This window comes from Pantoea sp. C2G6, from assembly GCF_051336815.1.
Classification (GTDB): domain Bacteria; phylum Pseudomonadota; class Gammaproteobacteria; order Enterobacterales; family Enterobacteriaceae; genus Pantoea.
Map to the genome: position 1 here is coordinate 40,943 of NZ_JBGMNJ010000010.1, position 12,929 is coordinate 53,871.

14 protein-coding genes and 1 riboswitch are annotated in these 12,929 nt (G+C 57.1%); of the genes, 8 read left to right on the forward strand and 6 right to left on the reverse strand.

The genetic code is table 11. The features are described 5' to 3' along the window. Positions 1-16: 16 nt before the first annotated feature. Entirely contained in the window at positions 17-436 is a 420-nt protein-coding gene (gene ubiK, locus ACCW71_RS14205) for a ubiquinone biosynthesis accessory factor UbiK (RefSeq protein ID WP_436372359.1), read from the reverse strand. A gap of 168 nt (positions 437-604) precedes the next feature. Beyond that, a riboswitch (FMN riboswitch) is annotated at positions 605-762 on the forward strand. A gap of 110 nt (positions 763-872) precedes the next feature. Between ubiK and ribB the strand changes: the two genes are divergently transcribed. Both ribB and ygiD read left to right on the forward strand, forming a co-directional pair. Further along, positions 873-1,529 carry a 3,4-dihydroxy-2-butanone-4-phosphate synthase gene (gene ribB / locus ACCW71_RS14210; protein WP_436372361.1) on the forward strand — a complete coding sequence of 219 codons (657 nt, stop codon included), beginning with the start codon at positions 873-875 and terminating at the stop codon, positions 1,527-1,529. Positions 1,530-1,761: 232 nt separating this feature from the next. After that, the gene (ygiD, locus tag ACCW71_RS14215; protein WP_436372363.1) at positions 1,762-2,547 is read left to right on the forward strand and encodes a 4,5-DOPA dioxygenase extradiol; all 786 of its coding nucleotides are present in this window, start codon (positions 1,762-1,764) and stop codon (positions 2,545-2,547) included. A 47-nt stretch (positions 2,548-2,594) separates the two neighbouring features. Here ygiD and ACCW71_RS14220 read toward each other — a convergent pair whose 3' ends face one another. The 3 genes from ACCW71_RS14220 to tolC all read right to left on the reverse strand — a co-directional run bounded on the left by ACCW71_RS14220 (position 2,595) and on the right by tolC (position 6,044). Beyond that, entirely contained in the window at positions 2,595-3,755 is a 1,161-nt protein-coding gene (locus ACCW71_RS14220) for a glutathionylspermidine synthase family protein (RefSeq protein WP_436372364.1), read from the reverse strand. A 7-nt stretch (positions 3,756-3,762) separates the two neighbouring features. Beyond that, positions 3,763-4,434, reverse strand: a complete 672-nt coding sequence (locus ACCW71_RS14225) for a DUF1190 family protein (protein WP_436372366.1) — start codon at positions 4,432-4,434, stop codon at positions 3,763-3,765. 143 nt (positions 4,435-4,577) lie between these two features. Continuing rightward, positions 4,578-6,044, reverse strand: a complete 1,467-nt coding sequence (tolC, locus tag ACCW71_RS14230) for an outer membrane channel protein TolC (RefSeq protein WP_436372368.1) — start codon at positions 6,042-6,044, stop codon at positions 4,578-4,580. 213 nt (positions 6,045-6,257) lie between these two features. Between tolC and nudF the strand changes: the two genes are divergently transcribed. From nudF to ACCW71_RS14260, 6 genes are all read left to right on the forward strand, one after another. Further along, a complete protein-coding gene (gene nudF / locus ACCW71_RS14235) occupies positions 6,258-6,893 on the forward strand; it encodes an ADP-ribose diphosphatase (RefSeq protein ID WP_436372516.1) in 636 nt (211 codons plus the stop codon). Continuing rightward, complete coding sequence (locus ACCW71_RS14240) at positions 6,890-7,315, forward strand: DUF1249 family protein (protein WP_436372370.1); 426 nt, start codon at positions 6,890-6,892, stop codon at positions 7,313-7,315. Before nudF ends, ACCW71_RS14240 begins: the two co-directional genes overlap by 4 nt. Before the next feature lie 42 nt (positions 7,316-7,357). Next, positions 7,358-8,182 (forward strand): 3',5'-cyclic-AMP phosphodiesterase, encoded by an 825-nt coding sequence (cpdA, locus tag ACCW71_RS14245; protein ID WP_436372372.1) that lies wholly within the window; start codon positions 7,358-7,360, stop codon positions 8,180-8,182. Between the two features lie 3 nt (positions 8,183-8,185). Then, a complete protein-coding gene (yqiA, locus tag ACCW71_RS14250; protein ID WP_436372374.1) occupies positions 8,186-8,767 on the forward strand; it encodes an esterase YqiA in 582 nt (193 codons plus the stop codon). A gap of 49 nt (positions 8,768-8,816) precedes the next feature. Continuing rightward, positions 8,817-10,712, forward strand: a complete 1,896-nt coding sequence (parE, locus tag ACCW71_RS14255; RefSeq protein WP_436372376.1) for a DNA topoisomerase IV subunit B — start codon at positions 8,817-8,819, stop codon at positions 10,710-10,712. Between the two features lie 95 nt (positions 10,713-10,807). Then, positions 10,808-11,707 carry a LysR substrate-binding domain-containing protein gene (locus tag ACCW71_RS14260; protein WP_436372377.1) on the forward strand — a complete coding sequence of 300 codons (900 nt, stop codon included), beginning with the start codon at positions 10,808-10,810 and terminating at the stop codon, positions 11,705-11,707. Positions 11,708-11,899: 192 nt separating this feature from the next. Here ACCW71_RS14260 and ACCW71_RS14265 read toward each other — a convergent pair whose 3' ends face one another. Together ACCW71_RS14265 and ACCW71_RS14270 are read right to left on the reverse strand one after the other, a co-directional pair. Next, positions 11,900-12,208 carry a putative quinol monooxygenase gene (locus tag ACCW71_RS14265; protein ID WP_436372379.1) on the reverse strand — a complete coding sequence of 103 codons (309 nt, stop codon included), beginning with the start codon at positions 12,206-12,208 and terminating at the stop codon, positions 11,900-11,902. Positions 12,209-12,254: 46 nt separating this feature from the next. Continuing rightward, positions 12,255-12,836 carry an NAD(P)H-dependent oxidoreductase gene (locus ACCW71_RS14270; protein ID WP_436372381.1) on the reverse strand — a complete coding sequence of 194 codons (582 nt, stop codon included), beginning with the start codon at positions 12,834-12,836 and terminating at the stop codon, positions 12,255-12,257. Positions 12,837-12,929 lie beyond the last annotated feature (93 nt).

Here is a 12,929-nt window from a genome sequence, read left to right on the forward strand (position 1 = left end):
GCTCCCGCCAGACCGCTTATTGCGGGTTGTTGTCACTCTCAGGCTTGACCACATCCGGCGTGGTAATCACTGATGGAGCGGGTGACGCCGCAGGTGAAGTCGCTGCACCGGCTGATGCGCTGTTGACCACTGGCGCACTGGCTGCGGGCGGGGTGGTGGTTGACGCACTGGCCGTCGGTGGAGTCGTCGTCGTGTTGCTATTGCTTTCCAGCTGGGCCAGACGCTGCTCCAGCGCCGCCAGTTTCTCCCGCGTACGCAGTAAGACCTGCGTCTGCACATCAAACTCTTCACGGTTGACCAGATCCATTCGGGTCAGCTGCGCCTGAAGAACCTGACGAATTTTCTTTTCGACATCATCACCAAACTCACGTACGCCTTTAGGCATCGCTTCGTGAACCTGACGGGCAAGTTGTTCAATTTTTTTCGTGTCGATCATGATGATTTCCTGATTACGGGCGCTGTGACAGCATTTTTACGGGCAGTAGACATTAAGTGTAATGCCAGAAATGAAAAGGATAAACCTCAAATCGGCAACGCAGGAAATGCCAAAGCAATTGCGCTATTGATGATTGCCGCCTCAAACGATCGGCGTTATAGTTAATCTGCTTATTCTCAGGGCGGGGCGCAATTCCCCACCGGCGGTAAATCAGCTTTGGCTGAAAGCCCGCGAGCGCTTTAATGCTGTGAAAACAGCGCTAAAGGTCAGCAGATCCGGTGTAATTCCGGGGCCGACGGTTACAGTCCGGATGGGAGAGGGTAACGACATCTGCGGGACAAGTATGTCTGCTTCACGTTATTGCCACGTCTTTTTGACGTCACTCCTAAGCTCGCCCTGATTCTGGTAACCCATACATATAAAGGTTTTTATTACCATGAATCAGACGCTACTTTCTGAATTTGGCACGCCGGAACAGCGTGTAGAACGTGCTATCGCCGCCCTGCGTGAAGGACGCGGTGTGATGGTGCTCGACGATGAAAATCGTGAAAACGAAGGCGATATGATCTTCGCCGCCGAAACCATGACGGTTGAACAGATGGCGCTGACCATCCGGCATGGCAGCGGCATTGTCTGCCTCTGCCTGACCGAAGAGCGTCGTCAGCAGCTCGATCTGCCGATGATGGTGGAGAACAACACCAGCTCCTTTGGCACCGGCTTCACCGTGACCATTGAGGCAGCCACCGGCGTTACCACCGGGGTTTCCGCGCAGGATCGTATCACCACCATCCGCACCGCGATTGCTGACAATGCCAAACCTTCCGATCTGCATCGGCCGGGCCATGTCTTCCCGCTGCGTGCCAGCGAAGGCGGCGTATTAACCCGCGGCGGACATACGGAAGCCACCATCGATTTAGTGACGCTGGCTGGCTTTAAGCCTGCGGGTGTACTGTGCGAACTGACCAACGACGACGGCACTATGGCCCATGCGCCAGAAGCGATTACTTTCGCTCGCCAGCACAACATGCCGGTGGTGACCATTGAAGATCTGATTGCATGGCGTCGCACCCACGAAACGCGACACGCCAGCTAATCCGGCGACAGCAATAAAACAGGCCCGACTGCGGCCTGTTTTGTTTTTTCGCACACTAACCTCCAGCCTGACTCTCTCCTTTCTGCTGCACTTCAGCGCTCTGCTTCGCTCAACTCAGCCCGCCTGATCTGGTTCAAATTTTCTGATGATCATCATCACGCTTATCAGCGTGCGGTAGCGGTGAAAGCGCGTATCGTAGTGGCTATCTAACCGAGGATCCCGAGGATCACTAATGAGCCAGCTAAGAATGCCAGCGCTGTTTTTGGGTCATGGCAACCCGATGAACGCCCTTGAAGAGAACCGTTATACCGCCGCGTGGCGTCACGCAGGTGAGACCCTGCCACGCCCGCGTGCGATTCTTGCCATATCGGCCCACTGGGTTACGCGCGGCACGGCGGTCACGGCTCAGGCAGATCCCCGGACGATTCACGATTTTGGCGGTTTTCCGCAGGCGCTGTTTGATGTTCGCTATCCGGCTCCGGGATCGCCTGAACTGGCTCAGCAGCTGGTGGAGCAGTTAGCGCCCGTTGCGGTGACGCTGGATCACCAGTGGGGATTGGATCATGGCTCCTGGGGTGTGCTGATCAAAATGTATCCGCAGGCGGATATTCCGGTGGTACAGCTCAGTATTGACAGTACGAAGCCTGCGGCGTGGCATTTTGAGATGGGCCAGAAACTGGCGGCGCTGCGCGATCAGGGCGTGATGATTGTCGCCAGTGGCAACGTGGTGCATAACCTGCGCAAAGTGCACTGGGATGGCCGTAATGAGGTCTATCCGTGGGCCAGCGGCTTTGAACAGTTTGTACGTGACAACCTGGCCGCCGGGGAGGAGGCCGCTTCGCATCCGCTGGTTAATTTTATGCAGCATCCCGATGCGGCGTTGTCGAACCCGACGCCCGAACATTTCCTGCCGCTGCTCTATGTGCTTGGCGCACGACAGCCGGGCGACGCCATCACTATTCCTGTTGCCGGTATGGAGATGGGAGCCATCAGCATGTTGTCGGTTCAGGTAGGGTAAAGCTGAGGAAAACAGGCCAGAGACTGGCCTGTTTGTCGCGCGCTGGGTTACTCAATAAAAGCGTGCGGATAGAAGCGGGAGAGATCCTGAGTGATCAGATCGCGATCTTCGCGCAGGCCAATGCCGGCCGGTTGATCGTCGATCAGCCAGCTGCCGATCAGCGTATAGCTGTCGCCAAATTTCGGCAGCGGATGGAACTGCTGGACGATCATTCCCTCTTCGCCGTATGGCCCATCGACACGGGCAATCTCCTGACCCTTTTCCACGATGCGGATATTGGCCCCTTCGCGGGAAAACAGCGGCTTCACCACATATTTGTCCATCGGCGGGAACTCATCTTCCGCAAACCAGGCGGGCAGCAGGTTAGGGTGATTGGGGAACATCTGCCAGAGCATCGGCAGCAACGCTTTGTTAGAAATGATGCTTTTCCATGCTGGTTCCAGCCAGCGCACGCCTGCGTCGCCCAGCTTGGTGGAAAACATTTCGCGCAGCATGAATTCCCACGGGTAGAGCTTAAACAGGTTGCTGATCACCTGGTCATGGACGTCGGTGAACTCCCCTTTTTCTCCCAGGCCAATCTCATCGATATAGAGAAATTCACTCGGCAGGCCCGCTTCGGTGGCGCAGTCCTGTAAATACTGCACCGTGCCGCGATCTTCGTCGGTATCGCGACAGCAGGCGAAATGCAGCCAGTTAAAGCCATGCTGCTGATGTAGCGTGGCAAAGCGCTCGATCAACTTCTCCTGGAGGCTATTAAACTGGTCGCTGCCGGTGGGTAACTGACCGGCGTTGAGCTGATCTTCCAGCCATAGCCACTGAAAGAAAGCCGCTTCATACAGCGAGGTTGGCGTGTCGGCGTTGTTTTCCAGTAGCTTCGCATCGCCTTTGCCATCCCAGGCGAGATCGAGCCGGGAGTAGAGCGAAGGCTGACGCTGATGCCAGGAGTCACGCACAAAATCCCAGGTATGTTTGGGGATGCGGAATTTCGTCAGCAGCGCTTCACTGTTAACCACTTTGTCGACCACTTGCAGGCACATCTGATGCAGCTCAGCGGTGACATCCTCCAGCTGCTCAATCTGCGCCAGGGTAAACTGGTAGTAAGCGTCTTCACACCAGTAGGGTTCGCCATGCATGGTATGAAAACGAAACCCAAATTCGGTGGCTTTTTCCCGCCAGCCTGGGCGTTCTGAAATGGCAATGCGTTGCATCGGGGCGTTAGCCTCCCATTGAACGGCTGGATGTGCCGCTGGCGCTGCTGCGCTGCATGCTGTTCTGCTTCGCCACCGTTTCACCAAAGCCCCCACGGGTAATGGTTGAGGTGGTGGCTGGCTTAGGCGCTAACGCCGTTTTCGGCACGCTCATGGTTTTGCCGGAGGTGGCGGCACCATAATTGCGGCCTGAGGCATCCACAAACTGACCGTTTGCCGGACTGCGGGCGGTTTTCGGGGAAAACAGCGGCTGCTGCGCGAAGCCCGCACCGCCGCCCATCATACGGCCCATCATGTAACCCGCCATCAGCGGCATCCAGAAGCTGCCGCCGCCCTGCTGCGATTCCGCATTGGTGGTGCCGACGCCCGCCTGAGCCGGTGCCTGCTGGCACTGATTTTCACCAAATTCCGCCACGCAATCTTCGCGGGTGGCATATTTAGGTGCGGTGCGTTCCGCCTCTTTTTTCGCTTCGTTAAAGGCGGTTGTACACTGCGCGCTCTGGCCCGGATTGGCTTTCGAGCAGTCATCCGCGTTCTGGTACATCGAAACCGTTTCATCGTTTTGTTCACAGCCTGCCAGCATAAAGACGGCCGAAACCGCGATAGCGACGGGCGTTAAATGGCGTGCCTGCCAGCTCTTACGAAAAGCGGCATAGCGAATAGATTTTGTGCGTTTCATTATGATTATCCTGTGCCCAAAGGTAGGCATAGAATAGGGGATGAGGGGTCAGAATTGAAGCTGAGGGCCTGATACGGCAGGGATCTTTACTTAGTTATACGTTCAGTGGCGAGACGGGCCGCAAAGCGACCCGTCAGTGTGACTTAATTACCGAACGGATTACCGCTGCTGTGGCGAGCCGCAGGACGCGCGGCCTCCGCTGAACCGCTGGCGACCGGGCCGTTGTCAACACGCGCGGTCTGCTGCGCGTTTTCCGGTGCGACGGTTTCCGGTGAGGTCGGGATCTCTTTGCCCAGCTGGCTGTTCAGCGCTTGCAGGCTCTGCTCGTTGAGCGTCCCCAGCGCGTAGCTGATATTCAGCTGGTTGATCAGGTAGCTGTAACGCGCGTCAGAGAGCTGCTGCTTGGCGTTATAGAGCACGGTAGTGGCGTCCAGCACATCGACGATGGTACGGGTACCAACCTGATAGCCCGCTTCAGACGCATCCAGTGAACTCTGCGCCGAGACCACCGCCTGTTTGTAGGCGTTGATGCTGCTGATCGAGGCATTCACGTTGTTATAAGAGGAGCGGACGGTCTGAACCGCAGAGCGGTGCGCGCTTTCCAGCTGCTCGCTGGCGCTGACAAAATTGTATTGCGCCTGCTTCACCTGCGACGTCACGCTGCCACCGCTGTAGAGCGGCAGTGAGAAGCTCAGGCCCACCTGGTTGGAACCGGTGATGGAGTCGGTGGAACCGCTACTCTGGTTGGCGCGGCTGCCGCCATATTTGCTGTTGGACATGCCGGTGGAGGCGGTCAGATCCAGCGTCGGCATATGGCCGGTTTCAGCTGAACGGATCTGCTCACGCGCCAGATCCTGGTTCAGACGGGCAGAGAGCAGCGACAGGTTACGACTTTCCGCCTGCTTAAGCAGGGCGCTGACCGCTTCAGGTTTGTCGGTTTTAAAGCGATCGATATTCAGCGAGGCCAGCGACAGGTAATCCATGCCGGTGATCTGACGCAGCGACTCCACGGTGTTATCGAGGTTGTTGCGCGCGGTCACTTCGTTGGCCAGCACGCTGTCATACTGGGCACGGGCGTTCTGGACGTCAGTAATGGCGACCAGCCCGACGTTAAAGCGCTGGGTGGTTTGATCCAGTTCGCGATAGATCGACTGTTTCTGCGCCTCGGTGTAAGAAAGGGTATCGATCGCTTTCAGCACGTTGAAGTAGGCGGTCGCGGTGTTCAGAATCAGATCCTGCTGTGCGACCTGATAGGTCACGTCCTGAATACCGGCGGTTTTTTCCTGAAGCGTCAGGGCGCGCCATTTCGACATATCGAAAATGGTCTGGGTTAATTGCAGCGTGCCGCTGGTCGTGTTGGAATGGAGACCACTACTGTCGCGATAGCCATTATTATAGGTGTAGTCTGCACCCAGCCCGAGTTGCGGTAATAGTGGACTACGCGCTTCGTTGATTTTCTCAAAAGCAGAATCGCGATCGGCAGCGGCGCTGCGCAAATCCGGGTTGCTCAGACGGGCCTGCTGGTAAACCTGAAGCAGATTTTCGGCCTGGCTGGCGAAGCTGAAACCGCCCAGACTCAGCCCAATAAAAAGTGGGAGCAGTTTTTTCATTTGCATTCCTTGTATTGCAGCAAATCGTAGTGGGTGCGCTGCCGGGTAAGCCAAAAAATTATCGCCGATTCTAGCAGAGGGCAACTGTGAGATAAGTTGGCTGAACGTGCCTTCTGTCTCTAATTTACTTAAATAATTCAGAAAGAACCACTTACACGGAGCAGAGTGCCAGGCTTTTTTCGCTCCCCACTAATCTGCACAAGGAACCTGATGATGCCGGAAGAAAAAAAATCCCCTGTGACTTTCACAAAAAACGATGTAGAAATTATTGCACGCGAAACCGTCTACGATGGTTTTTTTTCCGTGGTGCGTTACCGCTTCCGCCACCGCCAGTTTAATGGCGAAATGAGTGCCGAGGTCGCGCGCGAAGTTTTTGAGCGCGGACATGCCGCGGTGCTGCTACCTTATGATCCCTTACGTGATGAAGTGGTGCTGATTGAACAGATCCGCATCCCGGCTTATGACAGCAGCGCCTCGCCCTGGCTGCTGGAGATGGTGGCTGGCATTATCGAGCCCGGCGAAAGCGTCGAGCAGGTGGTGCGGCGTGAGGCGGTAGAAGAGGCGGGGTTACAGGTCGGACGGGTTAAGCCGCTGCTTAACTATCTGGCCAGCCCCGGCGGCACCAGCGAACGTCTGTCGGTGCTGGTCGGGGAAGTGGATGCCAGCCAGGCAGAGGGATGCCATGGTCTGGAGGAAGAGAATGAGGATATTCTTGTCCATGTGGTGAGCCGCGAACAGGCTTACCGCTGGGTGGAAGAGGGGATAATTGACAATGCGGCGTCTGTCATCGCCCTGCAATGGCTGGCGTTGCACCATGAGAAACTACGCGAAGAGTGGATACAAAAATGAAACAGCGCTATACCCCTGACTTTCCCGAGATGATGCGGCTCTGCGAAACCAATTTCGCACAATTACGCCGCCTGCTGCCACGCGACGATGAGGCGGGCGCATCGGTGATCTATCAGGTGAGTGGCGCCCGTTATCAGCTGACGATTCAGGAGTCGACACGCTACACCACGCTGGTAGAGGTTCGTCAGATCGCCCCCGCGGTGAGCTACTGGAGTCTGCCGTCGATGTCGGTGCGGCTCTATCACGATGCGATGGTTGCCGAAGTGTGTTCAACGCAACAGATCTATCGTTTCAAAGCGCGCTATGATTATCCTAATAAAAAATTGCATCAGCGCGATGAAAAGCATCAGATAAACCAGTTCCTTGCAGACTGGCTGCGCTACTGCCTGGCACATGGCGCGATGGCAGTTCCGGTCTGCTGATGCGTATAATGCAGTAAATGGCGTGGAGACGAAGGAAACGCTTTGGATAGCCTGCTCACTCTTCCTGCGAACGGTTCCGAAATCAGGATCCTGCAAATCACGGACACCCACCTGTTCGCAGGAAAACATGAATCGCTGCTGGGGGTGAATACCTGGTCAAGCTATGAGGCGGTAGTGGATGCGATCATTGCGCAGCATCGCGACTATGACCTGATCATCGCCACCGGCGATCTGGCCCAGGATCACTCTGTTGAGGCCTATCAGCATTTTGCTGAGGGTATCTCACGTTTGCCGCGGCCCTGCGTCTGGCTGCCCGGTAATCACGACTTTCAGCCAGCGATGGTCGATACCTTAGCGGCGGCGAACATCAATGCCCACAAACAGGTGCTGATTGGCGAGCAGTGGCAGATCGTGCTGCTCGACAGCCAGGTGTCGGGTGTGCCACACGGGATGCTGAGTGACTATCAGCTGGAGTGGCTCGACAACGCGCTGGCGCGTTATCCGCAGCGCCATACGCTGGTTCTGCTGCACCACCATCCGCTGGCCTCGGGCTGTACCTGGCTCGATCAGCACAGTCTGCGCAATTCGCACCAGCTTGATGCGGTGTTGCAGCGCCACCCGTTAGCCCGCACGCTGGTCTGTGGTCATATTCATCAGGAGCTGGATCTGGCGTGGCATGGCCGTCGGGTGCTGGCGACACCTTCCACCTGCGTACAGTTCAAACCGCACTGCACCAGTTTCGCGATTGACACCGTGGCACCCGGCTGGCGCTGGTTTACCCTGCACCCTGATGGTGGCGTCGAGACCGAAGTGAACCGGCTCGATACCGACGCTTTTCGTCCCGATTTAGACTCAGAAGGATACTGATCCGTGGCGGCACTGCTTTATCTGCACGGTTTTAACAGCTCGCCACGGTCGGCGAAGGCGACGCAGTTCCGGCAGTGGCTGGAGAGGCACCATCCTGAGATTGAGATGATGGTGCCGCAGCTGCCGACCTTTCCGGCGGACGCCGCGGCGATGCTGGAGGAGCTGGTACTGAGCCGCAGCGGAGAAACCCTGGGTCTGGTCGGCTCTTCACTGGGCGGCTACTACGCCACCTGGCTGTCGCAATGCTTTATGCTGCCGGCGGTGGTGGTCAATCCGGCGGTACGGCCGTTTGAGCTGCTGGCGGATTTCCTCGGCGACAATCAGAATCCCTACACCGGCCAGCAATATGTGTTAGAGTCACGCCACATTTACGATCTGAAAGTCATGCAGATTGAACCGCTGGAAGCGCCCGATCTACTCTGGCTGCTGCAACAGACCGGCGATGAAGTTCTTGATTACCGTCAGGCGCTCGACTACTACAGCGCGTGCCGCCACACGGTAGAAGAGGGCGGAAATCATGCATTTACTGGATTCGAACGCCATTTCCCGCAGATTCTGGACTTTCTCGGTCTGAATCACCCCTGAGTAATGCGGAAATCGCACCCCATTTCACCCTTCTAATCAGACATTTACGATGAGTCAATCAAACTATAACGCGGATGCCATTGAGGTCCTGACTGGCCTTGAGCCTGTTCGCCGTCGCCCGGGGATGTACACCGACACGACGCGACCCAACCATTTGGGTCAGGAAGTGATTGATAACAGCGTCGATGAGGCGCTGGGTGGCCATGCGAAGCGGGTTGAAGTGATTCTGCACGCTGACCAGTCGCTGGAGGTCATTGATGATGGCCGTGGTATGCCGGTGGATATTCACCCCGAAGAGGGCGTGACCGCCGTTGAGCTGATTCTCTGCCGGCTGCACGCGGGCGGCAAGTTCTCCAACAAAAACTATCAGTTCTCGGGCGGCCTGCACGGCGTCGGTATCTCGGTGGTTAACGCCCTGTCAAAACGGGTCGAAGTTACGGTACGCCGTAACGGTGAAGTCTATGACATCGCTTTTGAAAATGGCGAAAAAGTGCAGGATCTCACCGTGACCGGCACGGTTGCCAAACGCAACACCGGCACCCGCGTCCACTTCTGGCCTGATGAAAGTTTCTTCGACAGCCCCCGCTTCTCGGTGTCGCGCCTGGCGCACCTGCTGAAAGCCAAAGCGGTACTCTGTCCCGGCGTCGAAATTGTCTTTAAAGACAAGCTCAACAACACCGAACAGCGCTGGTGCTATGACGATGGTCTGACCGACTACCTGTGTGAAGCGGTGAATGGCTTACCAACGCTGCCGGAAAAACCCTTTGTCGGCAGTTTTGCCGGTGATGTGGAGGCGGTGGACTGGGCGCTGCTGTGGCTGCCGGAAGGCGGCGAGCTGTTAACCGAAAGCTACGTTAACCTGATCCCGACCATGCAGGGCGGAACGCACGTTAACGGTCTGCGTCAGGGACTGCTGGATGCGATGCGCGAGTTCTGCGAATACCGCAACATCCTGCCGCGCGGCGTAAAACTCTCAGCGGAAGACATCTGGGATCGCTGCGCCTACGTGCTGTCGGTGAAGATGCAGGATCCGCAGTTCGCCGGACAGACCAAAGAGCGTCTCTCTTCGCGTCAGTGCGCCGCTTTTGTCTCTGGCGTGGTGAAAGATGCCTTCAGCCTGTGGCTCAACCAGAATATTCAGACGGCGGAAATGCTGGCTGAGCTGGCGATCTCCAGCGCCCAGCGGCGGATGCGGGCGGCCAAAAAAGTGGTGCGCAAAAAGCTCACCAGCGGTCCGGCTCTGCCGGGTAAGCTGGCCGACTGCACCGCGCAGGATCTGAATAAAACCGAACTTTTCCTGGTGGAAGGGGACTCGGCGGGCGGCTCGGCCAAGCAGGCGCGCGATCGTGAATATCAGGCGATCATGCCGCTCAAAGGCAAGATCCTCAACACCTGGGAGGTCTCTTCCGATGAGGTGCTGGCCTCGCAGGAGGTGCACGATATTTCGGTGGCGATCGGCATCGATCCCGATAGCGAAGATCTTTCGCAGCTGCGCTACGGTAAGATCTGCATCCTGGCGGATGCGGACTCCGACGGTCTGCACATCGCCACGCTGCTCTGCGCGCTGTTCGTGAAGCATTTCCGCTCGCTGGTCAAAGGCGGGCATGTCTACGTGGCGATGCCGCCGCTCTACCGTATCGACCTCGGTAAAGAGGTCTATTACGCGCTGGATGAAGATGAGAAAGAGGGCGTGCTGGAGCAGCTGAAGCGTAAAAAGGGTAAACCTAACGTTCAGCGCTTTAAAGGGCTGGGTGAGATGAACCCGCTGCAACTGCGCGAAACCACCCTTGATCCCAACACCCGCCGCCTGGTGCAGCTGACCATCAGCGAGGAGGATGTCGACCAGACGCTGCGCATGATGGATATGCTGCTGGCGAAAAAGCGTTCCGAAGACCGGCGCAACTGGTTGCAGGAAAAAGGCGACATGGCCGATATTGAAGTGTGAAAAACAGGACGCGACAGCGTCCTGTTCTCTTTCTGCGTCAGCCCGCGCCAGGGGATGGCGGCTGACAGCTTTAAACCGCAGAGACAGTAACGATTGTGAAAATTACGCTGGAAGAGTTACGCGCCTGGGTGGCGGTGGTGGACAGCGGCTCGATCACCGCGGCGGCAGACCAGCTGGGCCAGACCAGTTCGGGTATCAGTCGGGCGGTGTCACGCCTGGAGAGTAAACTACAGACTACGCTGCTGCATCGCACCACCCGACGGCTGGCGCTGACCGAAGAGGGCGCGGTGTTTCTGGAACATGCCCGCCAGATCCTGGCCTCGGTTGAGCAGGCCGAAGAACAGATTGCCCAGCGACGCGAAGTGCCGTCGGGACGGTTGCGGGTTAACGCCGCCACGCCCTTTATGCTGCACGTGATTGTGCCGCTGCTGGAGGCGTTCCGCGCTTCCTATCCGCTGATCCAGCTGGAACTCAATACCGACGACATTCTGATCGATCTGCTGGAGCAGCAGACCGACATCGCCATTCGCATTGGCGAGCTGCGTGACTCCACGCTGCGCGCCCGGCTGCTCGGCAGTAGCGCGATTCGTCTGATGGCCAGCCCGGCCTATCTGGCGAAGGCGGGCACGCCAGAAACCGTTGCCGATCTCGCGCAGCATCAGATTATCGGCTTCAGTCATCTGGAAGCGCACAACGTCTGGCCGGTCTGGCAGTCAGATGGGGAGTTTATGCGCATCAAGCCGACTATCTCCGCCTCCAGCGGCGAAACCATCCGGCAACTGGCGCTGGCGGGACACGGCATCGCCCGTCTCTCCGACTTTGTCAGCCGGGCTGATTGCGCCGCGGGCCGGCTGGTGCCGGTATTAACCGCCGAAACCCGCGAGCTGCGGTTGCCGGTTCACGCGGTTTACTATCGCAACACCACGCTCTCGTCGCGCATCGGCTGCTTTCTCGACTTTCTGCGCAGCGAGATTGATCGTCGTCAGCTGCTCTGAACCGGTCTGTCAGAAACAAAAAAACCTCTGTCACAGGACAGAGGTTCAGATGAGTGACAGACCCGCATTCGCTGTGAGAATGCGCAGGGAGCGATCGCAAAGACGCTCAAGCCACGCCCTGGTCGCTCTGGTCGCGCCACTCCTGACCCGGTGACAACATTGGGACAGGAGTATCAGCAATCAACCCGACAATCAGGCCGTGGGTTCCAGCACCAGAATCTTCACATCCACCACATCATCCTTAATGATGGCGCGGTGCGCATCCATGTGCGGCATCTGCTGATGCTGCTCCAGGTGACGCAGCGTTTCCCACTGTTCCAGCATAAAAATGGAGTCCGGCGAGTTCTGCTTCCACGGCACCTGAGCCTGATGATCCAGCAGCGCGTCATACTGATGGCATCCCTCTTCCTGTAACACGGTCGGGATGAGGTTTTTAACGGCTTCCAGAACGGCCTGACGGCGACCGGGCTTAACACAAATTTCAGCAACGACTGTTAACATTCGCAGATTCCTTTTTTGCGGGAGTGGATCTTAATTGCAGCATAAATCAGGCAAAAACGCGCGTAAGATGGGTCCGATAAGCCGCAATATCGCGTGGCACATCCGGCTGCTTAATCACGTCGTTACAGATAAAGGTCGGTAGCGCTTCCATTCCCAGGAACTGATTAGCCTTGTGGAAGTGCAGATAGAGCCCGTCAACGCCGACGCCTTCAAAGAACTGCTCCGGGTCGGTAAAAGCCTGCAACGGCGCGTTCCAGGTCAGCGACAGCATATATTTTTTGCCCTGCAACAGGCCGCCGGAACCATATTTCTTCGCCGCGTCGGAACGGGTGCGGCCATCGCTGGCGTAAAGCTGACCATGACCTTCGGTAAAGACCTCGTCGATATAGCGCTTCACCGTCCAGGGCTCGCCCATCCACCAGCCTGGCATCTGATAAATCACCACATCACTTTCAACATACTTCTGAACTTCATCGGCCACCACATAGTCGCTGTCGGCGAGGGTGACGGAAACCTCATGCCCCAGATCGCGCAGCTGGCTGGCGGCCACTTCGGTCAGGGTATGATTCAGTTCGCCTTTGGAGTGGGCAAAGGTTTTGCCGCCATCAATAATTAAAATCTTACTCATGAATAAGTTGCCTCGTTTTCTCAGTATGGCCTTAGCTTACGCGCGCCGGCGCCGCAGAAAAATGGGAGACTGATCACAACACTTTTGCTGTAG